This is a genomic window from Vibrio sp. THAF190c (assembly GCF_009363355.1).
GTDB lineage: Bacteria > Pseudomonadota > Gammaproteobacteria > Enterobacterales > Vibrionaceae > Vibrio > Vibrio fortis_A.
Window position 1 is genome coordinate 2,167,581 of record NZ_CP045338.1, and the last position, 21,040, is coordinate 2,188,620.

The following is a 21,040-nucleotide window of genomic DNA, read 5'->3' on the forward strand; positions in this document are numbered from 1 at the left end:
CTAGTTGGCTTCTACTTTAGCTATCCGACTTCCAGCCTCGAATCAGAATATTACGCGGCGTGATGTGTCTTTCGCAAAACTGTTCAATCGACGTTTGGTAGCCCTGCTCCTCTAGGTAGAGCGCCCTATCCAAAGCTAGCCACACCTCTAAGGGTCGTCTAAACACTTGCTGTACCAAACTCAGTCGCTCCATATTCCAGAAAAGCTGCTCACCTAGTCTTTCATATAACTCGAAATCTAGCTCGCTAGGTAAAACGATCTCTTTCTGATTCGCTGCCCACCAGCAAAATGCTTCAAACCCCTGAGACAGCTCTGATTTTTTGATACTCGGTACTGGTAAATACTCTAAAACCCCAAGCTCACGCTTAATCAACTGACCAAAGCCCAATCGAAAGCTCATCTCCAATTGACGATGCCTCTTAACACGCTCTCCTCCAGTGACAGTTTCCTGCAACGGAATTCGCAGGTCAGACTTCGAAAGAGAAAGTTGTGCAGACTGAGCCAATTTTGACATGGCTTGATAGCGTTCCGACTGAATCAAGTGGTAGCAACACGGTGAGACCGTAACCGCAGGAAGCGAGTGGTTCACCGCCTTATTGAGCAAGGTGACGTGCAAATCACCACAAGCGTGGAGTGCTACTGCATGTTGATTGTGGTTAAACACCTTATCGGAGTCCTTAGAAAAAGCGTCCCCTTGCACGAATTGCATCGGCAGCTGCTGCGCATCAGCAATCGCCTGGCCACTGTCACACAGCGATTGCTGCCATTCAAAGCTGGTCACTTGTTGCTGTGATTGCTGCGATAAGATTCTTCCAAGAAACCCTTTACCAGAGCACCATTCAAGCCACTCCGTTCCTTTGTGATGGTCCAATACTGCTTCACTCATTGACATGATCTGCTCGAGCTTACGCCCAGGGATTCCTATGTCCGTCCCTTTAGGGAGATCTAACCCTTTTCTCTCCAATGTCGATAGCTCAACAGCCTCAACAACTCGAGATAAATCAGGGAAAAATTCGTTCAACTCTTCTATTAGAGACGCTGGCTGCTCTTTGAAAGCCAAGACCTGGTCGTTACTAAGCGATTGTAGCCAAGTAAACAGAGGTTGATTGTGGCTACGCCAAGGAAGCTCATCTTGCTGGCAGAGATGGAACGGCTCAGAACGCCAATAAACTTGGTGTTGATGAAGAAAGGAATCAAGAATTTGGAATTTGGATTGCATGCGGCCCCCTGTAATGGAGGGATTGTAGGTGGAAGCCATGCAAATAGAAAGTACTGGTGGACATCTGAAGTAATCAGGCCCACTCAAAAAGCAGGCCTGAATATCATAGTATCTATCTTACCGGAAGTTCGATGTCTTTAAACATCTCTTCAATTTCTTCATTTGATTTCAACGAAATCGCTTGTTCAACGACAGGGCGCGTTAAGTGTGGTGCAAAACGTTCCATAAAATCGAACATGTATGAACGTAAGAAGGTACCACGACGGAAGCCGATACTGGTTGTGCTCGCACCAAATAGGTGGCTCGCATCAATCGCAACTAGGTCTGTATCTTGCTCCGCATCAATCGCCATGCTCGCAATAACACCAACACCAATCCCCATACGCACATAAGTCTTAATTACATCGGCATCGGTTGCAGTAAACACAACACGTGGCGTTAATCCGACTTTGTTAAACGCAGTATCGAGTTCTGAACGACCAGTAAAACCGAATACATAGGTCACTAGCGAGTATGCCGCTAAGTCTTCAATGGTTACGTTCTGTTTTTGCGCCAACGGATGGTCTTTCGTCACTACTATTGAACGATTCCAGTGATAACACGGTAACATGATCGCGTCTTGATAGAGATGAAGAGCTTCTGTTGCAATTGCAAAGTTCGCAGTACCCTTCGCCACAGCTTCAGACATCTGGCTTGGCGTGCCTTGGTGCATGTGAAGTGATACTTTTGGATAACGAGCGGTGAAGCCTTTAATCACGTCAGGCAACGCGTAGCGAGCTTGAGTATGGGTAGTTGAAATGTTCAAAGTACCCATTTCTGGGTGAGTATGTTCGCCAGCTACCGCTTTGATACTCTCAACGCGAGCAAGAATTTCCTGCGAGATTCGAACAATGTCTTCACCCGCTTGCGTCACTTGCGTCAAGTGCTTGCCACTACGCTCGAAGATCTGAATGCCTAATTCGTCTTCAAGCAAACGAACTTGCTTACTGATGCCCGGCTGAGACGTATAAAGACTCTCAGCTGTCGCAGAGACATTCAGGTTATGGTTGACTACTTCAACAATGTACTTCAGTTGTTGTAACTTCATCGGTGACCTCGTAATCCTTTACTCATTTCAGTGCTAACTTATTAAGAAAGTAAGCGAGTTAAACTTAGCGAATATAATAAATAGTTATAACGCCTTACTGGCAAAAATGATAGGAAAATTGAGTTTTTATAGAGCCTGATATGAAACCGTCGCCACTCCTTTGTAATCAATCCCTCATTATCAGTAAATAGTTTTCACTTTTTGATTACGTAGCAACATGAACAAGAGATAATGGCAAATCAAAATTTACAAGGCAGATAAGCGATTTACGGGTGTAGATACTCTATGGAATCGTGTATCCTCTGAAGTTAGCGATAGAACACAACAAGCAGACGCAATTATATGAATATTGGTTTAATTATTGCCTTAGTAGCCATTCTTTTGGTGTTGGTATTGGGCTACAACATCATGCTTCAGTACAAAGTTAAGGTGGAAACAGCGAAGAAACAGGAATCTTCTCGTTATTTGACCATTATCGATGGAACGGAAGAGCTGATTGGTAACGCGCATCACATGCCGTTTAGCCAAGACCTGCTGGTGTGCTTAAACACACGTATCCTCGATTCGCTTGAAAACATGTATGAGTTGGATCCCAAAAACAAACAACTCGCCCAACGCATTGAGAGTGTGAAACAACAGATCACTCAGCTAAAAGAGAACTATCAAGGTGGTGAAAGCACTGCTTTCCGCGTCCCTAGTAGTGACAAGCAAGCCATTATGATGTTGAAGTTGGTTAAACGCCTACGTGATACCATTCGAAGTGAACACAATAAGGGGCGTTTCGAAACTCAAGCTTACGTTGCAGAGAATGCTCGCCTAGAGACAATCCAAATTCGAATCAACATCGAGAACGTAATTAAACGTGCTAACGACTCAATTGCTCGCGGCCAACCCGGTACGGCCATTCAGCTGCTTCGCAAGGGTATTGACGCACTAACCACGAAAAATGATCCATATTCGAACCAGGCTCGTGAGAAGTTACAAGAGATGCTGAACGAACTTGATCAAAAACGCCAAGATCGCAACGCACAAGAGCTTCAACAAATGGAGTCCAAAGAACGCGAAGACGATATGGATGCACTATTTGGTCAGAAGAAGAAGTGGTAATTCCACTCATCTAATACAACTCTCCCTAAGGCTGCCTCATTGGCGGCCTTTTTTACACCAAGAAAGCCCCTCCTAACCTTAATGTTCCTGTGGTAATATCTCGTTTTTCCAAAATTACTCAAGCTCTAGCATGTATCAAGAACTATTAGCTCCTATTCATTCCTTTCTAAAAGCCGAAACGCCAGACTCTTGGATCGACGAAGCCAAAAAGCCAGAAAACCTGCATATCATTTTGCGCGATCACATGTTGTGTGAGCTAAAAGCTGCTCAGAGTGCCCTATTTCTGATTCGTAAGTATGCGGTTGATAAAGAAAGTGCAATTCAGCTAAATGAGTGGATTAAGCCATACGAAGAGTTCGCCTACCGTCGTAAGGGAAATTTAGAATCGCTGCGTGGTAAGAGCAATGCGTCAAAACAGATCACAGCCAAAGAAGGTTGTGCTTATGGCGACGATCTCATCGACAAAATGGTACTTCTGATCAAAGAAGAACTGCACCACTTTTACCAAGTGATGGAGCTAATGGAAAAGAAAGGTGTAACGTATCAGCCTATCGAAGCGGGTCGCTACGCAAAAGGCTTGATTAAACATGTGAAAACCTATGAGCCAGACGCTTTAGTGGACAAATTGATTATTGGTGCGTTTATTGAAGCACGCTCTTGTGAGCGCTTCGCAAAGCTCGCACCTTTCCTGGAAGAAGATATGGAGAAGTTCTACGTGTCTCTTCTTCGTTCAGAGGCTCGCCACTATCAAGATTACCTAGAGCTTGCAGAACAAATCGCTGGTAAAGATATTTCCGAGCGTGTCGCTCACTTCGCACGTGTAGAAGCGGATCTCATTACATCAGAAGACAGCGACTTTAAATTCCATAGTGGTGCGCCAGCTATCGCTGCATAGTGTCCCTAACTGGCAGATATAGAAAAGGCTCGCAGATGCGAGCCTTTTGTTAAGGATTCTCTATAGAGTTCCTTTTTTCCTAGCTTTGATATCAGCTACATCCGGTAACCTATCGAGTAATTCATAGTACTTACCCGCAACACTACTAATATCACCATCAACATAAGCTTTAATAAGATCAACATCTTTCAGCCATAGCTCTTTATCAGCATCAGATGCCGCAACATATCCCGCGTGAACGTTGTCTACAGCGAACATCATTGAATCATTAAAGTTACTGATAATCAGTAACATAACGTCAACGTAAGTGCCATATACTTTTGCTACGTCGTGTACAGTTCCACCTTTATACTGAACAGTTCCAGCCTCCGAATCATAAACAAGATCACCTGAACTGATGTTTGTATTAAGGAAGTTATTGAACGATCTCTCGAAAGTATCCACATTTGACGCCAAGTCTACATCAATCGTTACTTTCATAGAGTGAATCAATGGAGCATCCAACAACAGAACTGGGCTATGATAAGAAGCTGGTAGATCCGTTCTAAAACTTCCCCAAGCCGTATCAATGCTATTCGCGATTTTCGCTAATTCAACGCGGTCATAGCCATCAAGATGTACCTTCAACGCATAACCATCTGTTGTTACGAGTTGACTCGCGTATTGATAAGCCAATTTGTTCGACTTCGTCGCCACATAAGTTTCGCCATCAATAACAAATTCAACTTTATCCCCAGCAATCAAACCATAACGATCCTGCTGCTTAGTAAACACATCTAACTGTGCTTTTCCAAGAGACTTCACCGTATAATCATCAGACTGCATTTGGCTAACACCCATATTAAGTATCAAATCACCAATACGCTGTCTGCTTCTGCTTGATATATCAAAGAACTCCTCAATGCCTCGCGGTAATGGGGACAATGACTCCATTTGCTCGGTTACATGTAATTGAACTTCAACACCTTTCAGATTGTTATAAGCATCACCTTTGGCATCGACCAATGCGACGGGTGTGTTTAAGCCTTCGCTAGAAATAATGTTAGAAATGATATTCTCATACTGCTCCTGTACACCAGGAAGGTCTAGTAGTGAAGCAAAACTCACTTCGTCAGTATCTCGAGTTGAGAAACGACGCGCCAAGAAATAACTTGCAAGCGCTTTATCAGGCCAACTCCCAAGTACTGAAACCGCATTAGACCAAGGGTAATCCGGGTTAAAGCTACCAATAGAGTTCAAGAAGCGGCCGTTTTTGGTTTCGGCTACGGCAGAATAACCTTTATTCGAATCTTCTATAAACTCAGCCGTTTTTTCATCAAAACAACTCGCATCAATCAGATCGAAATTGGCAGGCAATAAGTGAGAATTATTGTTAAGTAGCTGACCAAATGAGATAACTTTTTGTGCACCAGCTTTGTTTTCAATAACACATTGATGCTCTGGGGTTGCTAATACATCCAAAAAGTAAGCTGCGGCTTTCATTCCGCCATCGGCATAATCGCAGAACCAATAGTTTCCTTCAGCACCCGGTGTTGTACAGTAGGTATCATTAGAAGCTATTCGCATTAAGAAGTCACCCGGCTTATCCGTAGAAGAAGTTAAACCCAAATTATTGTATAGATCATCAATGCGTTCTAGATCTTCCATCTTGTCACGAATTGATGTCATCTCGCGATAGCGACGGATAATGTAACTTGAATAATCCGACGTGAATAAACCGTTGGTGCTGTATTCTGCAAGGTTACGACGGTCATAGCTATCTAAGTAGCTCTGCCACTCATATGCTACGATCTCATTGAGACTTGTACCTTCATCAAAACGGTTACAATCACTGTTGAGGGACACGTTACCATCGGTACAGAAGCCGTAACTCTTACGCTCGATATTATGAACATTGTCTAAGTAGTAAAGTACGCCATATCGAGTTTTTGCATAATCTTCAGGATCATCACTTAACGCAGCAATATCGAAACGGCTAAAGTCACAGTTGTAAAGAGACTTACCGGCTTGATCACCTGATAACGCCATGATTTCGCTACATACCATCAATGAGTCATTATCCACATTGTTGCCAAAACGGTTGGCAAAGCTTTGCTGATACGCCTGTAGATCCGCAAGGTATTGTTGATAAGCTGCTTTCTCTTCGTCAGTACCCTCATCACCTGGATTTGCAACCGCCGCTGGCATCGCTGATGAAGAGTCTTGAACGGTCTCCACTTTACGGCCATAACCAAACTTAAACGCTGCAATATCATATAGACCCCATGTTGGCGTTTCATCCAACATACTTGGGGCGTAGTCCATGGTTGAGCTATAGGCCGGAATGTTATTTAACCCAAGGGCATGAGCCTGTTCCAAGGTGTAGTAATTTTCCTTGTCGTTAGAACCCTTAAAGTTATGACGTAAACCAACGTTATGACCCAATTCATGAACAAGTGTATTGCTGTAAGTCGCAACAGTTATTGCATCAGCAGCTTCTTGTTGAAGATCTTTTGGTAAGTATTTCCAGCGTCTAAGTTCGCGTGACGTTTCTATGCCATTATCATCTACCTTAATGTTGAAATAACGATCATCATCGAACTTAAGATTATCAAGCATCGCTTTACTGGTTGAAGAGACCCAAGACGCTTCAATTGGGTATACATTATTTTCAGACCAGAACGCCAAACGATTCTCTTCAGCGGCTACGACATCTTCAAAGTCCATATTGTCACTGAAGTTCTTAGTAAGAATGGTCGGCCCTTGTGACGGAGTTCGGTCACCGGTGAGTTCTTCTTTTGTCAAAGCTGGCGCAACATCATCAACTTGAGGTAGCTTCGACATTGCTGCCATAGTCGATAGCTGTTGAATACGGCTTTCTACTTCAGTAACCACAGGCGCTGCACCCTCTTCAGTAGGCAATGCAGGTAAGCCGTTCATCGACAACTGGTTTCTGTTGTAAAAGCGCGCTAGATTATCCCAGTAATAAGGCACACCTGTTCTGGCCACACCTGCATATTGGTTAACATGTGCTTTAATGATTTCACCTGTCATCGGGTTAGCTACCGAAGGTCCATAACCTAGTAGGCCATTCGCTAGAGGTTCGTCAACCAAGTTAATGATGTTATAGCGCAGATCGCCCGGATGTATACCTGCTGGCGCCGCTGAGTTGACAATTTCAATCGCTGGTTTGCCAGCATCATTACCAAACAAAGACAGCGCTTTGTTCATTTTGTCGATAGTTTGAATAGTCGAGTCTAAGAAAAGCTTATTCTTATCTTCGAAGAAGTTGTCTGTCAGGTAGTATTTGATCGTACCGTTGTCTGGGTTAAATCGATTCAGATAAACTACGTCACGATCATACTTGTTGGTGATCGGGTTGAGCTTTTTCGTTTGTGTAGTGAAAAAACCAATATCGTTTTCATCACCGACTGGGTACATCACAGGTTGGTAGTTATCCGAAGCAACTACGCTTTCATGAACCAATGAGTAGTAGAAACGCGCCTTGAAGGCACCATCAACCAATGCTTCTTCTAAGCCAGATTTAGTTGAAAAATTAATGTAGTCAGAAAGGTTATCTAAATCGACTTGGAAAGTGCGCTCTAACTCGAAATTGAGAATACCGTTCTCAGGATCAAAGTCCCAAGAAATCACTTTTGCGGTTCCCTGCTCTGTAATCCCATCCTTCAAACCATACAGATCTTCCCAGTTAAACTCAGATACGATCAGCTCTTCTGGTTTAGGCGTGAAGTGAGTTTTCTTACGGTAGTCTAAGCTTTTATCTTCATTGATCTCTTCAGTATTTGTACAGTCATCATACGCATCTTCCTTACAACGGTAAGCCGCGAAGTCGCCTGGAATTTCTAGTACTTGAGCGAAGTTTACAAGATCATCGCTACCTACAATATCTTGCTCTGCACAATAGTTGTTTTCGTCTTTTGGTAACGAAGAGTCAGGGTAGTTTTTATCAAATGCACGCACCTCTAAACCAGTTTTGGTATAACAGAGTTCTACATAGCGTCCCATACCTTGTAGGAACGGAAATTGGTTTAATGCAAATCGTGGTGCAGCACCTGTCGTTGGAACATAAAACCAACGGCCATCTTTAAGATCTTGTACTGCGACTTCCTTAGAATCGCGCTCTTGAAGCTCGTATGCTTGGTCATCAGCACCACACCCAGCCAAAATAGCCGTAATTGCGGAGCTTAATGCAATCTTTTTAAAGTCCATATTGAATCCTTTTATTATTTTTATTTCCCTAGAATGAGAATGTTATATCTGCTGAGTAAGAGGCTTTGTCTGCATCGAATAGATCGATATTGCCCAATGTGCCTCGTTCTGCATCTGCATATGCGCCTGACGTTGCGGCTGTAAGAGTAAATGACCAGTTGTCGTTAAAGTCATAAGCTCCATAGATAGAACCGCCATAATCAACTGAATCACGTCTGGTTCCTTGATAACTGATAGTGTTTCCACCCAAAGCATCAATTCCCAAAGTTAACTTTTCCCAGCTGTAACTTGCACCAGTAAATAGCGAGTACGTCCATTCAGTCAGAGACTTACCACCATAAGTTTTATATTTATGAAAATTCTTTCTAAGTCGGGGCGATATATTAAAATTCACTCCCCAGTGTTCGAAACTGATCGGAACAGCTAATCTGAATGCGGTTTGTAACTTATCGTTACGAGACGCTTCAGAGGTGGGAATAGTAAATTGCCCACTTGCACCTATTTTTCCACTCTCCCCAAACTCATATAACTTAGAGTGGCTTAGCCCTATAACCGAATCAGTAGCGTATGTCCCTACTTCATCGTCTAGTGCTCGATATCCACCCGAAGATATATATGCCTTCATATTTTCGGAGAGTTTATATTTCAGTGTGCCATCCCATGAGAAGCTTCGATCTGCTCGATAGTCATCTTTGTTGTATATATTTGTCGAATAACCAGCAGTAACGGATCCGCTGATATTACAAGTTATACAAGATGCATCGCTTTCATTTTGTGTTGACTCAACCTTATCGTTAATATTATCAACACTATTACCTTCCTCTGCGTAAACAGATAAAGTAAACATAGTGCCCAACAATATTGCGATCGGCTTCACCTTCCACTTTATTGTGTTATGCATGCTTTTTAACTTCCATGAGTATTAAGTTCAATTATTGAACCTATTTAAATAACCCATCAAATTTTAAGTGAATAAACACCTCAATATTTATCACTAAATATCGATAGATTTTTTAGCAACAGAACCTTGCTGCCAAATTACTTTACAATTAAATTACAAATTTTCTTTGTATTATTTTGTACAGAATTGTATTAACTCTATTTTTCCTTTGTACGCTTCCTGCGATTAGGGTGTGTTATTGGTATTGCTGAAAGTAGTTTCTTTGTATATTCATTTTTAGGATTGTTATATAATTCCATTGCAGAACTATATTCCACAATCTTACCAAAATACATTACAGCGACGTCATCCGAAACCTTTTTAACAACAGAAAGATCGTGGGAAATAAAAATAATTGCTAGATTCATCTCCTTCTGTAAGTTTAAGAGCAAATTAATAATCTGTGCCTGTACCGACACGTCTAGTGCTGAGACGGACTCATCACAAATAAGCAGTTTAGGTTTTAGAGCGATGGCCCGAGCAATTCCGATACGTTGACGTTGTCCACCAGAAAACTCATGAGGGTAACGATCAACCGACTCTCTGGCCAAACCCACCTTGTCCAATAGCTCTAATACCCACTGTTTGCGCTCTTTATTAGTACCGACATTATGGATAATATAAGGCTCTTCCAAAATCATACCGATCGTATGTCGTTGATTGAGAGACTCCATCGGATCTTGAAAGACAATCTGCATCTCTTTACGAAGCGGTCTCATCTCCCGAGCTTTCCAATGGGTGATGTCTTTTCCTTCAAAGAAAATTCGTCCAGATGTTGGTTCAAACAACTTCAATATTGTTCGTCCCAATGTACTCTTTCCGCACCCTGATTCCCCAACTAGCCCCAAGGTTTGCCCTTGGTGCAGAGAAAAAGAGACGCCGTCAACGGCCTTAATCACATACCCTTTTGTGAACAACCTTTTTCCAGAGACAAAATGCTGAGTAACGTTTTCGATTCTTAATACTTCTGACATTAAGCTACCCCTTAAACTCTGGGAACAACGAAGTATCAATAGGTTTTATCTCTATTTGTTGCTTTGGCGGATGATCCAAACTTGGCATTAAACCCAGTAAACGCTTTGTATAAGGGTGTTTCGGGTAATAGAACAGCTCAAATACATCTGCATACTCAACAATACGCCCTCCATACATGACAGCTACGTCATCACACACCTCTGCAACCACACCTAAATCGTGAGTAATAAACAGCATCGCCATGCCGGTCTCTTGTTGTAGATCTCTCATCAGCTCCAAAATAGAGGCTTGAACCGTAACATCTAGAGCCGTGGTTGGTTCGTCACAAATCAACACGTCTGGTTTGCATGCAAGAGCCATAGCTATCATTACGCGCTGTCTCATCCCACCAGATAGGTTATGCGGATATTCGTCGATACGTTTCTCTGGCATTGGAATTTTGACCTTTTCCAACATCTTGATCGCATATTGTCTTCTATCAGCTTTCTTCAACTCAGGTCGATGAAGCGCTAGCACCTCCATTAGCTGCTTACCGATACTATGTACCGGGTTAAGTGCCGTCATTGGATCTTGGAAGATGATAGAGATCGAGTTACCTCGCATTTCATACATAGAATCGGGTGGCAAGGTAACGAGATCCTGATTGTTATAAAGAATCTCCCCACCGACAACCTGACCATAAGGCTTAGGTAGCAGACCCATAATCGACATGGATGTGACGCTTTTACCACAACCAGACTCTCCAACCAGACCTAGAGTTTTGCCTTTTTTAACTTTGAAGCTGACGCCATGCAGTACCTGAACGACTTCCGAGTCAGTATCAAAAGTGACTTCTAGATCTTTTACTTCCAAGACCACATCGCAATTAGGATCTTGTTTATATTCCATAGTCATACAAGCATCCGTCACAACTTAAAACGGTCATCAACAAATGAAACCGGAGTATAGGTTTTCTCTGACTTCATCGATGCTTGCGTCTCTTTCTTCAGTGAAGGATCTATCCAGAAACTACCAATATCCATCGGGTGGAAGATAGACTCTGTCTGCTTAGTCATTGGATTTTCTGGATACTGGACCCAACGCCAATGCGCAGCGCGTGAATACGGCACCATATAGCCTGGAACGATGATATTAGCCTGTGTAACGTAATCTTGAATCTGATACGAGAGTTGATAACGTTTAGCTTGGTCAAACTCAGCATCATACGCTTCTATCAATTTATCCAGTTCAGGACTGCTGTAGTTAGTGTGTGCATTGGTTTGCGGTTTATTGGCATTGTCTGAGTGCAAATACTCCCAGTAAGAAGGGATTTCACCCGAGCCCATATTGAGAAAAGCCAATTGATGCTTCTTCTCTAGAATGTATTTAAACGCCGATGACCCATCGACCAAGTTAAGGGTAAGGTCGAGACCCGCTAACTTGGCTTGCTCTCTGAGAAAGGCAATTCTTGGCGTCCATGCGTTGTAACCGTAGGTGATGGCAAACGAAAGCCTCTGACCCTGTTTATTGATACGGATACCATCAGGTCCAATGGTGTCAAAGCCGGCTTTTGCAAAGTGCTCAGCCGCTACCTGAGGGTCAAATTCTGGCGCTTTATTCGTTGGGTTATCGTATTTTCCATGTCCAAACCCGAGCCCATGTGGCTTACGAGAGTAGTCACCACGCATGATGTTTTTAATCATTCCGTCATAGTCGGTAGCGTGCATAATGCCCCTACGAACATTGATATCATCGAGCAATGGTTGCGCAGTATTCATCCACAAACCACCGGCACCTTGCGGTGTTTGATTGAACCCCCAAAATTTCTGGATGTAACCATCTTTAAAGCCTTGAGAGTCAGATTTCCCATGCCAATATTCAGGGAGTACGAAATCGAAGTAATCCAATTTACCTTTTTCAAAATGCTTTAGAGCGATATCAAAGTCGCGAATAACCGTAATACGCACCTTATCGACATTGTAGCGATTCTGATAATAGCGATTTGAATAGCCCCACCACTTTTCACCGACATGTTTGAAGGTAACACTCTTACCTTTTTTAACTTTCTCTAAGTAATACGGGCCTGCTGTAGGTTCACTCTTGAAGTTATATTTACGGACAAAGTTATCGACCATACCATCATTATTTGCATCTTTTTCATCCGCAAAATAGTGTTTTGGCCTTGGTTGAAAGCCGTTACTTGGCATATTGATCAACACCATTAGAGCGTCTTGGCTCTGCTCTACAGCGGTTTCTACGGCTATGATATATTCATCTACTTTAATCACATCAATAATGGACGTTGAAAAAAAATCGTTATACCAAGGATCGACGATATCTTTAGAGCGATAATAAGTGAGCATAAACACATAGTCATCTGCCGTTATTTTCTCTCCATCAGACCATGTTGCATTAGGATCAAGCTTAAAGTAGACCGTTTTATTGTCTTCAGAGAACGCCCAATCAGTCGCTAACTGTGGAATCCACTTGCCCGTATTAGGATGTCGCTGAGCAAGCTTTGGTGCACCATCCATAAAGTAATGACGTAACCCTGAATTTGCGTCTGGCCCGACGCTACGCAAGGTCTGAGGAAAACTGGCCATGAATGTACGTAAGGTGCCGCCGCGTATCGCGTTTTGTGAAGCAAAAAGTGGTTCATTGTTGTTAGACAACCATTCCACGCCCTGTGGTAAAGTAGTGGTTTGCGAGAAAGCTGATGTGGATAAACCAGTCATCAACGCTGAAATACATATTGAGAGTGTTCTATTCATAATTACATCCTGTAATTGGATACTTCCTGTAAATGCCTGAATGTAGGCTTATACGTAGCGTGTGAACTTTTTGGGATCAAATGCCGAGCGTATCGCTTCACCTATAAATGTCACCATGACTAAAACTGCAACGATGGCTCCGACAACTGAGATCACAATCCAAGGAGCATCTAAATTCGATTTCCCTTGCTGTAGTAGTTCACCCCAACTAGGCGTAGGAGGCATTAGTCCAAGCCCTAGATAATCGAGTGCCGTTAATGCGGTAATGTTAGCGGCAATCGTAAATGGTGCTAAAGTCACTATCATAACCATAGTATTGGGTAAGATATGATGTACTAGAATACGCGTTGTAGAAGCACCCAATGCTCGTGCTGCCATCACATATTCGCGAGCAGACTCTTTATATGTCATGGTTCTCATATACCAAGTGATTCCCATCCAGCCGAACAAAACATTAATTGCGACAAACAAGGTAAACGTTGGCTGGGTTATCGAGACTAAGATCATAATCACGTACAGAAACGGCACCATTGACCAAATCTCTATTAGCCTCTGAACAAACAAATCAAACTTGCCTCCAAAAAAGCCCATACAGCATCCGACCACAGTACCAATCGCATAAGAGATGGCCATGGTCATTAAGGCAAATCCCATCGCTATACGAAAGCCATAAACTAAACGCGCTAAAATATCTCGCCCGATCGCATCGGTGCCTAAATAATGTTTACTCTCAACACTCGGAGCTAGTGGTGGGAAGTCCCCAGAAAAGTCCTGCTCATAAGGGTTCCAAGGCACGATGGGCATGATGACAAAGTTACCTTCGCCTTCATCCTCAAAAATCTGTTTCAAATCTCTATAATCAGCCTCACTCGCATAGCTTAGCCCGAAGTCCGTCCCTGGCCTTACGTCTGAGACAACAGGAAATGACCATTCGCCTTTGTAGCTAACGAGTAGTGCTTTACTGTTAATAAAAAACTCAGCGAAGATTGAAAAAATAAGTAGGAAAATCAGGATCAAAAGTGACCAATATCCACGTTTTATCTCTTTAAAGTGTTTAATCTTTTTCTGTGTTAGTGGGGTTAGTCTTATCATGCGCCAAACCTCACCCTTGGGTCGACAGCAGCAACACATAGATCAGAGACAATATTACCAATCATCAACATCGCAGCGTTAATAGCGACAATTCCCATAACAACCGGATAATCTCGCTCCATTATTGATTCATAACCTAATAAGCCAATACCATCGATATTAAAGATAACTTCAATCAAGAAAGAACCGGACATAAAGAATAATAATGAGTTACCAAAATGACTCGCTATCGGAATTAGGCTATTTTGTAATGCATGCTTTTTAACCGCTTGTTTGAACGGTAACCCCTTCGCTATGGCTGTTCTAATATAATCAGCAGAGAGGTTTTCCATAAGGTTATTTTTCATTGTCATCGTGAGCGTCGCAAAATCGCCAATCAAATAACAAATGAGAGGAAGCACGGCATGCCACATGATGTCCTTAATTTGGTCTACCCAATTTTCATAGTCCTCAAAATCGTCTCCGACGAATCCTCCCATAGGAAACCAATCAAGGTTATAGGCAAACAATGTGATTAGAAAAACGCCAACAACATATCCGGGTAACGCGTAACCAATAAATATTAAAATTGAAGACGTAGAATCAAATACTGAACCATGTTTGATCGCTTTATAATATCCAAGTGGAATTGATATAAAGTAACTAATAAAGAACGTCATTCCTCCATAAAACAACGAGATTGGTAAACGTTCAGCAATCATGTCACTCACTGGCTCGTAATAACGAGTTGATTCACCAAAATCTAATACGACAATCTTAGACAGCCAATTAACATAAGATTCTAATATAGGTTTATCTAATCCATAGAAGGCATTGAGTTCTGCAATCTGATCATCTGATAGTGATGAATTATTACCCACAACGCTTACTGCCGCACTGTCAGTTCCTGAATGCATTTTTGACAGCATTCTTTCTACCGGACCACCCGGGACGAAGCGAGTAATGGCAAAAATCAAGATTGTTATTCCTATAAATGTTGGAATGACAAGCAATAAACGCCTCAATATATAAGCTAACAATTGGAAGTACTCCATACCAATTAATTACATTTAAACCACATCCTGTGGACAATCACCAACCCGCACACTGGTCCGATGAGATTTCAGTTCGTAAACTCTAGTTCATAAGAATATTGAATTAAACAATTACATCCAATTAACATTAAAAATAATCGACTCAAGTCATATTATTATAGTTAATTTGAGAAAATCGTTATGTAAAACCACAATATGTGTCGGTTTATTTAGACCACAATTAGAATAAGTAAATATAAAATCGAAGGAATATGTTGATAAGTATATATTTTAGAAAGGAAAGTTATAGTAAGGGAGTTATATAGTGAATATCACTACAAGGCGCACAGTTTAATCGTTTGCTAATTTTATTAAACGAGATAAACCATGCACCTACAGAATAATTAGTTGTTATTCATATGTAACAATTCATTGTTAATATTCTTTAACACTTCAGCTGGATCAGCAGCCTGAGTGATTGGGCGGCCAATAACTAAGTAGTCAGAACCTGATTCAATCGCTTTAGAAGGCGTCATGATACGCTTCTGGTCACCAACATCGGCACCTACAGGGCGAATGCCCGGAGTCACCAATTTGAACTCTTGGCCCAACTCACCTTTTAGTAATGACGCTTCTTGCGCAGAGCAAACAACACCATCTAAGCCTGCATTTTTAGTTAGGTTAGCGAGACGCATCACCTGCTTCTGTGGCTCAATATCAAGACCAATACCAGCAAGATCTTGTTGCTCCATGCTTGTCAGTACAGTCACACCAATCAGCAATGGACGATCTTTACCGTAAGGTTCAAGAATCTCGCGTGATGCCGTCATCATACGCTCACCACCACCAGCATGAACGTTCACCATCCAAACACCCATTTCCGCTGCTGCACGAACTGCTTTAGAACATGTGTTTGGAATGTCGTGGAATTTCAAATCTAAGAAAACCGAGAAACCACGCTTGTGTAGCTCACGTACAAACTCTGGCCCGAATAAAGTAAACATCTCTTTACCTACTTTTAGGCGACAAGATGCTGGATCGATTCGATCGACAAAGGCCAAAGCATCTGCTTGGTTGTCGTAATCCAGGGCTACAATGATTTTTTGATCGTTCATTTCATCTCCTAACGCAGTTTATTGTCTTAAATTTTACTCATAAAAATGCAGCCCGAAAGCTGCACTATTTAATTTGGTCTAACATTGACCATAAATTTATTCACCATCAAGGCCACGGATCGGCTTGATCGTCCCCCACCCCTTACACGAAGGACAGTGCCAATATAGCGAGTGGGTCGAGAAACCACACTTCCTACAACGGTAGTGAGGCTTCATTTTCAGTTGTTCACCAACCATAGATTGTAACGTGGTTAAGCTGTTCTTAGCTCGCCCCTCTTCAGCTTCTGCAATATGATAATCAATCAATCGATAAAAGCCTTTCATCGTTGGGTTTTTAAGAAGTTGTTTGGTCAAAAGTTCCTGAGCAGAGCCGATATCTTCATGCTGTGCAACTAGCTGGGCCAACATTAACTCAGCAGATACTCCTGCTTTTTTCTGAATACAAACTTTAAGGAATTCGACAAGCTGAGCTTCCTGTCCCAAGTGGTGATAACAATCAGCTAAAGTTGGAAGTACTTCACTAATAAAGTCGATGTCTTGATCAACAACAGATTCAAGGTACTCTATCGCTTTCTTATATTCTTCATTAGCCAGATGAATCTTGGACAATGCAATGCTAGCTCTAACGCACTTAGGATCTTCACTGAGTGCTTTCTTAAAGTGTTGTATCGCTTTGGACTTATTACCTTCGGCTTGCTCCTGCATTGCCATTTCACACCAGAAATGAGCAACCGTAGCACGCATCTTAAGCTTCTTCTTACTGATTTTGATTAGCACATTACCGTATTGAATGGCTTTGTTCCATTCTCGGGTTTGTTGGTAGATAGAAACCAGTTGTTGAAGTGCACTCTCTTTATGGTCTGGCTCATCGACGAGTTGCTCAAAGATTTTCTCTGCTCGGTCTAAAAAGCCCGATGCCATATAGTCTTTTGCGAGTTGCTGTAGTGCGAGGTTTTTTTGGTCAATCGTAAGACCGGAGCGGGAAATAAGATTCTGGTGGATACGAATAGCGCGATCAACCTCTCCTCGAGAACGAAATAGGTTACCTAACGCGAGGTGTGTATCTATCGTTTCGTTATCAACTTGAAGCAGTTCAATAAAGTGGTCAACCGCTTTATCCGACTGATCTGACAAAAGTAGGTTCAGACCTGTCACATACTGACGAGATATCTGATGAGATTGCTTTTGCTTTTCTTGCTGAGCATTACGATTACCCATATACCAGCCGTAAGCAGCAGCAATGGGTAAAAGTAAGAACAGTAACTCTAACATTCAGTATTAGCCTTTCTCAGCTATCAAGCTTTTGATTCTACAGCGACTTGCTTTGATTGCTTGTTTAGCTTTTTCTTTAAACGGTGGATCTGTAGCTGAGATTTCATGTGCATGCTACCAAACACAATCCATGCTAGAACAAAACCCGATACAAACACTACACCAAGTAATGTAGATAGATGGAAGTCACCTTGGGCAAGCAGGTAATTGAAGTTCACGATAGTTTGGTTTTGAGAGCCTAAAGCCAGTGCAATTAGGAAAAGTGCAATAACAGCGACTATTTTTATAATTTTCATATTCATCACTCATTGGTTAATTAGCAGTACGATTATGCAGGAAAATTACTTATCAGACCACCATATTATGGTCATAAAAAAGCGGCATACATTGTAGTATGCCGCTTTTCAAAATTCCGATAAGTAATCTACATTCCTGTATTTACTCGTTCGCGTAGCTCTTTACCTGGTTTAAAGTGAGGAACGTATTTGCCGTCCAACTCTACTTTGTCACCGGTTTTTGGATTACGGCCAACGCGAGGCTCACGGTAGTGCAGCGAGAAGCTACCAAAACCACGGATTTCGATTCGATCACCACTTTCCAATGTTGAAGCCATGTGCTCTAAAATGTCTTTTACAGCGTCTTCAATTTCTTTTGCAGAAAGATGCGTTTGCTCAGCGCATAGTCTTTCAATTAATTCAGACTTAGTCATAGTTACCCTCGTTGGTTTTCTTTTTAGAAATTATAGACCTATCGGAAAAATAAGCAAAAAAAAAGGGACCCAAAGGTCCCTTTCTTAGCGAAAAATTAAATTATTCGCCTTTAGCAGCTTTGAATGCATCTGCCATTGCGTTACCGAACGCGCCTTCGTCAGACTTGTTCAGTGAAGCCATTGCTTCTTGCTCTTCAGCTTCATCTTTAGCTTTGATAGATAGGTTGATTACGCGGTTCTTACGGTCAACACCTGTGAACTTCGCTTCAACGCTGTCACCAACGCTTAGGATTAGAGACGCATCTTCAACGCGGTCACGAGAAACTTCAGAAGCACGGATGTAACCTTCTACGCCTTCAACAAGCTCGATAGTTGCACCTTTCGCGTCTACTGCAGTTACAGTACCGTTTACTAGAACGCCTTTCTTGTTGTCAGCAACGTATGCGTTGAACGGGTCGTTTTCCATTTGCTTAACGCCAAGAGAAATACGCTCACGCTCTGCATCTACTGCAAGAACAACTGCTGAGATTTCGTCGCCTTTCTTGTACTCACGTACAGCTTCTTCACCAGCAACATTCCAAGAAATGTCAGATAGGTGTACTAGACCGTCGATACCGCCTTCAAGACCGATGAAGATACCAAAGTCAGTGATAGACTTGATCTTACCAGTAACTTTGTCGCCCTTAGCTTGCATTTCTGCAAATGACTGCCATGGGTTAGCTTTACACTGTTTCAGACCTAGAGAGATACGACGACGTTCTTCGTCGATATCAAGAACCATAACCTCAACTTCGTCGCCAACATTAACAACTTTAGATGGGTGGATGTTCTTGTTAGTCCAATCCATTTCAGAAACGTGTACTAGACCTTCAACGCCTTCTTCGATTTCAACGAAGCAGCCGTAGTCAGTTAGGTTAGTAACACGACCAGAAAGCTTGTGACCTTCTGGGTAACGCTTAGCGATTGCTACCCATGGATCTTCGCCTAGTTGCTTAAGACCTAGTGATACGCGAGTACGCTCACGGTCGAACTTAAGAACTTTAACTAGGATTTCGTCACCAACGTTAACGATCTCAGATGGGTGCTTAACGCGCTTCCAAGCCATATCTGTGATATGTAGAAGACCGTCAACACCGCCAAGGTCAACGAATGCACCGTAGTCAGTAAGGTTCTTAACGATACCTTTAACTTCAGTACCTTCTTGTAGAGTTTCAAGAAGTTCGTCACGCTCAACGCTGTTCTCAGATTCGATAACAGCACGACGAGAAACAACAACGTTGTTACGCTTCTGGTCTAGCTTGATTACTTTGAACTCTAGCTCTTTGTTTTCTAGGTGAGCAGTGTCACGGATAGGACGTACGTCTACTAGAGAACCTGGAAGGAAAGCACGGATACCGTTTAGTTCAACAGTGAAACCGCCTTTAACTTTACCGTTGATGATACCAACAACAGTTTCAGCTTCTTCGCAAGCTTTCTCAAGAACGATCCAAGCTTCGTGACGCTTAGCTTTCTCACGAGAAAGTTGAGTCTCACCGAAACCGTCTTCAACAGCGTCTAGAGCTACGTCTACTTCAGCGCCAACTTCAACTTCAAGTTCGCCAGCAGCGTTCTTGAACTGTTCAGCAGGGATAGCAGATTCAGACTTAAGACCAGCGTCAACAAGAACGAAACCGTTCTCGATAGCTACTACAGTACCTTTAACGATGCTGCCTTGTTGGAATTCTGTTTCGTTTAGAAACTCTTCAAAGAGTTGAGCAAAAGATTCAGTCATTATTTAATCTTCAATAATTAAACGTCCATGGGTATCCTACCGCATGGGGTTGATAAATTCGCCGGTTATCATCCTTGCAACCAACGTTCTTGCCGACTCGGTAAAAGTTACCCAGCCAGTTTCGATTCAATATAGTGTAGTGCTTTTTCTACCACCTGCTCAATATTCATTGAGGTGGAATCCAGCACAAGCGCATCCTCAGCAGGGCGCAGTGGCGCTACTGGGCGATTACGATCTCGGTCGTCTCGCTCTTGGATCTCGCTCAAAAGGTCGTCAAATTTAACATCTAAGCCCTTGCCTTGCAACTGTTTAAGGCGGCGATTCGCACGCTCTTCAGCACTCGCATCAAGGAAAATTTTCGCTTCAGCATTGGTGAATACTACAGTACCCATGTCACGACCGTCCGCAACAAGCCCCGGCGCTGCGCTGAAGGCACGTTGACGACGCAGCAGTGCTTCTCGTACGCGAGGCAGTGCTGCAACTTTTGAAGCCGCCATACCTGTCTCTTCTTTACGAAGCTCGCCAGAGACATCTTCGCCTTCAAGAATCACTTTTACCAATTCACCCTCAGCAATAAACTGAACGTCTAAATGCGTTGCTAAAGGAACTAAAGCATCTTCAGATTCTGTGTCTACACCATGATGGATTGCGGCTAGTGCAAGCACGCGATAGATAGCACCCGAGTCTAGTAAGTGAAAACCTAACTTTTCAGCTAGTAACATACATAGGGTACCTTTACCTGCACCACTTGGGCCATCAACCGTAATCACTGGGCTTTGAGAAGGCATGTTTTACTCCACGTTTCTTCGTAAGTTTTATTCCGCACTCGCATAATACAACTGCGTTAACAGGCGGCATATTATAGAGAAAAATCAGTGTCGGGGCG

The 21,040-nt window shown here is 42.6% G+C and carries 17 protein-coding genes; 2 read left to right on the forward strand and 15 right to left on the reverse strand.

The features are described 5' to 3' along the window. Positions 1-16 precede the first annotated feature (16 nt). Positions 17-1,219 (reverse strand): methyltransferase, encoded by a 1,203-nt coding sequence (locus FIV04_RS09630; RefSeq protein WP_152469010.1) that lies wholly within the window; start codon positions 1,217-1,219, stop codon positions 17-19. 112 nt (positions 1,220-1,331) lie between these two features. After that, positions 1,332-2,306: an HTH-type transcriptional regulator CysB gene (gene cysB, locus FIV04_RS09635; protein ID WP_032552078.1), complete on the reverse strand. Its 975-nt coding sequence runs from the start codon at positions 2,304-2,306 to the stop codon at positions 1,332-1,334. A 342-nt stretch (positions 2,307-2,648) separates the two neighbouring features. Here cysB and FIV04_RS09640 point away from each other — a divergent pair, with 342 nt between their 5' ends. Next, positions 2,649-3,413, forward strand: coding sequence for a DNA repair protein (locus FIV04_RS09640; RefSeq protein ID WP_150868945.1), 765 nt, complete (start codon positions 2,649-2,651; stop codon positions 3,411-3,413). Positions 3,414-3,543: 130 nt separating this feature from the next. Continuing rightward, positions 3,544-4,308 (forward strand): tRNA-(ms[2]io[6]A)-hydroxylase, encoded by a 765-nt coding sequence (locus FIV04_RS09645; protein ID WP_152469011.1) that lies wholly within the window; start codon positions 3,544-3,546, stop codon positions 4,306-4,308. Between the two features lie 60 nt (positions 4,309-4,368). Here the strand turns inward: FIV04_RS09645 and FIV04_RS09650 are convergent, their stop codons facing one another. The 13 genes from FIV04_RS09650 to cmk all read right to left on the reverse strand — a co-directional run bounded on the left by FIV04_RS09650 (position 4,369) and on the right by cmk (position 20,942). Next, the gene (locus FIV04_RS09650; RefSeq protein WP_152469012.1) at positions 4,369-8,517 is read right to left on the reverse strand and encodes a M66 family metalloprotease; all 4,149 of its coding nucleotides are present in this window, start codon (positions 8,515-8,517) and stop codon (positions 4,369-4,371) included. 28 nt (positions 8,518-8,545) lie between these two features. After that, positions 8,546-9,418 (reverse strand): hypothetical protein, encoded by an 873-nt coding sequence (locus FIV04_RS09655; protein WP_152469013.1) that lies wholly within the window; start codon positions 9,416-9,418, stop codon positions 8,546-8,548. 197 nt (positions 9,419-9,615) lie between these two features. Further along, positions 9,616-10,431, reverse strand: coding sequence for an ABC transporter ATP-binding protein (locus FIV04_RS09660; RefSeq protein WP_152469014.1), 816 nt, complete (start codon positions 10,429-10,431; stop codon positions 9,616-9,618). A 4-nt stretch (positions 10,432-10,435) separates the two neighbouring features. Then, positions 10,436-11,320: an ABC transporter ATP-binding protein gene (locus FIV04_RS09665; protein WP_152469560.1), complete on the reverse strand. Its 885-nt coding sequence runs from the start codon at positions 11,318-11,320 to the stop codon at positions 10,436-10,438. Between the two features lie 17 nt (positions 11,321-11,337). Further along, entirely contained in the window at positions 11,338-13,182 is a 1,845-nt protein-coding gene (locus tag FIV04_RS09670) for an extracellular solute-binding protein (protein WP_152469015.1), read from the reverse strand. 48 nt (positions 13,183-13,230) lie between these two features. After that, positions 13,231-14,274, reverse strand: a complete 1,044-nt coding sequence (locus FIV04_RS09675; RefSeq protein WP_152469016.1) for an ABC transporter permease — start codon at positions 14,272-14,274, stop codon at positions 13,231-13,233. Further along, positions 14,271-15,293: an ABC transporter permease subunit gene (locus FIV04_RS09680; RefSeq protein ID WP_150868951.1), complete on the reverse strand. Its 1,023-nt coding sequence runs from the start codon at positions 15,291-15,293 to the stop codon at positions 14,271-14,273. The genes FIV04_RS09675 and FIV04_RS09680 overlap by 4 nt, the downstream gene beginning before the upstream one ends. Positions 15,294-15,691: 398 nt before the next feature. Continuing rightward, positions 15,692-16,402 (reverse strand): orotidine-5'-phosphate decarboxylase, encoded by a 711-nt coding sequence (pyrF, locus tag FIV04_RS09685; RefSeq protein ID WP_152469017.1) that lies wholly within the window; start codon positions 16,400-16,402, stop codon positions 15,692-15,694. Between the two features lie 96 nt (positions 16,403-16,498). Beyond that, positions 16,499-17,674: a lipopolysaccharide assembly protein LapB gene (gene lapB, locus FIV04_RS09690; protein WP_150894012.1), complete on the reverse strand. Its 1,176-nt coding sequence runs from the start codon at positions 17,672-17,674 to the stop codon at positions 16,499-16,501. 23 nt (positions 17,675-17,697) lie between these two features. Then, entirely contained in the window at positions 17,698-17,970 is a 273-nt protein-coding gene (locus tag FIV04_RS09695; RefSeq protein WP_032552068.1) for a LapA family protein, read from the reverse strand. A gap of 128 nt (positions 17,971-18,098) precedes the next feature. Continuing rightward, positions 18,099-18,383, reverse strand: coding sequence for an integration host factor subunit beta (gene ihfB / locus FIV04_RS09700; RefSeq protein WP_032552067.1), 285 nt, complete (start codon positions 18,381-18,383; stop codon positions 18,099-18,101). A 100-nt stretch (positions 18,384-18,483) separates the two neighbouring features. Beyond that, positions 18,484-20,154 (reverse strand): 30S ribosomal protein S1, encoded by a 1,671-nt coding sequence (gene rpsA, locus FIV04_RS09705; protein WP_032552066.1) that lies wholly within the window; start codon positions 20,152-20,154, stop codon positions 18,484-18,486. A gap of 107 nt (positions 20,155-20,261) precedes the next feature. Then, on the reverse strand, positions 20,262-20,942 hold the full coding sequence (cmk, locus tag FIV04_RS09710; protein ID WP_032552065.1) for a (d)CMP kinase: 681 nt from the start codon (positions 20,940-20,942) through the stop codon (positions 20,262-20,264). Between the last annotated feature and the right edge of the window lie 98 nt (positions 20,943-21,040).

What these genes read in the sequence shown, in the direction of transcription:
- FIV04_RS09665 (WP_152469560.1), bottom strand. Translation starts at nt 11,320, where the DNA reads ATGGAATATAAACAAGATCCTAATTGCGATGTGGTCTTGGAAGTAAAA.
- FIV04_RS09675 (WP_152469016.1), bottom strand. Translation starts at nt 14,274, where the DNA reads ATGATAAGACTAACCCCACTAACACAGAAAAAGATTAAACACTTTAAA.
- cysB (WP_032552078.1), bottom strand. Translation starts at nt 2,306, where the DNA reads ATGAAGTTACAACAACTGAAGTACATTGTTGAAGTAGTCAACCATAAC.
- rpsA (WP_032552066.1), bottom strand. Translation starts at nt 20,154, where the DNA reads ATGACTGAATCTTTTGCTCAACTCTTTGAAGAGTTTCTAAACGAAACA.
- lapB (WP_150894012.1), bottom strand. Translation starts at nt 17,674, where the DNA reads ATGTTAGAGTTACTGTTCTTACTTTTACCCATTGCTGCTGCTTACGGC.
- cmk (WP_032552065.1), bottom strand. Translation starts at nt 20,942, where the DNA reads ATGCCTTCTCAAAGCCCAGTGATTACGGTTGATGGCCCAAGTGGTGCA.
- FIV04_RS09645 (WP_152469011.1), top strand. Translation starts at nt 3,544, where the DNA reads ATGTATCAAGAACTATTAGCTCCTATTCATTCCTTTCTAAAAGCCGAA.
- FIV04_RS09640 (WP_150868945.1), top strand. Translation starts at nt 2,649, where the DNA reads ATGAATATTGGTTTAATTATTGCCTTAGTAGCCATTCTTTTGGTGTTG.
- FIV04_RS09655 (WP_152469013.1), bottom strand. Translation starts at nt 9,418, where the DNA reads ATGCATAACACAATAAAGTGGAAGGTGAAGCCGATCGCAATATTGTTG.
- FIV04_RS09670 (WP_152469015.1), bottom strand. Translation starts at nt 13,182, where the DNA reads ATGAATAGAACACTCTCAATATGTATTTCAGCGTTGATGACTGGTTTA.
- FIV04_RS09630 (WP_152469010.1), bottom strand. Translation starts at nt 1,219, where the DNA reads ATGCAATCCAAATTCCAAATTCTTGATTCCTTTCTTCATCAACACCAA.
- pyrF (WP_152469017.1), bottom strand. Translation starts at nt 16,402, where the DNA reads ATGAACGATCAAAAAATCATTGTAGCCCTGGATTACGACAACCAAGCA.
- FIV04_RS09650 (WP_152469012.1), bottom strand. Translation starts at nt 8,517, where the DNA reads ATGGACTTTAAAAAGATTGCATTAAGCTCCGCAATTACGGCTATTTTG.
- ihfB (WP_032552067.1), bottom strand. Translation starts at nt 18,383, where the DNA reads ATGACTAAGTCTGAATTAATTGAAAGACTATGCGCTGAGCAAACGCAT.
- FIV04_RS09695 (WP_032552068.1), bottom strand. Translation starts at nt 17,970, where the DNA reads ATGAAAATTATAAAAATAGTCGCTGTTATTGCACTTTTCCTAATTGCA.
- FIV04_RS09660 (WP_152469014.1), bottom strand. Translation starts at nt 10,431, where the DNA reads ATGTCAGAAGTATTAAGAATCGAAAACGTTACTCAGCATTTTGTCTCT.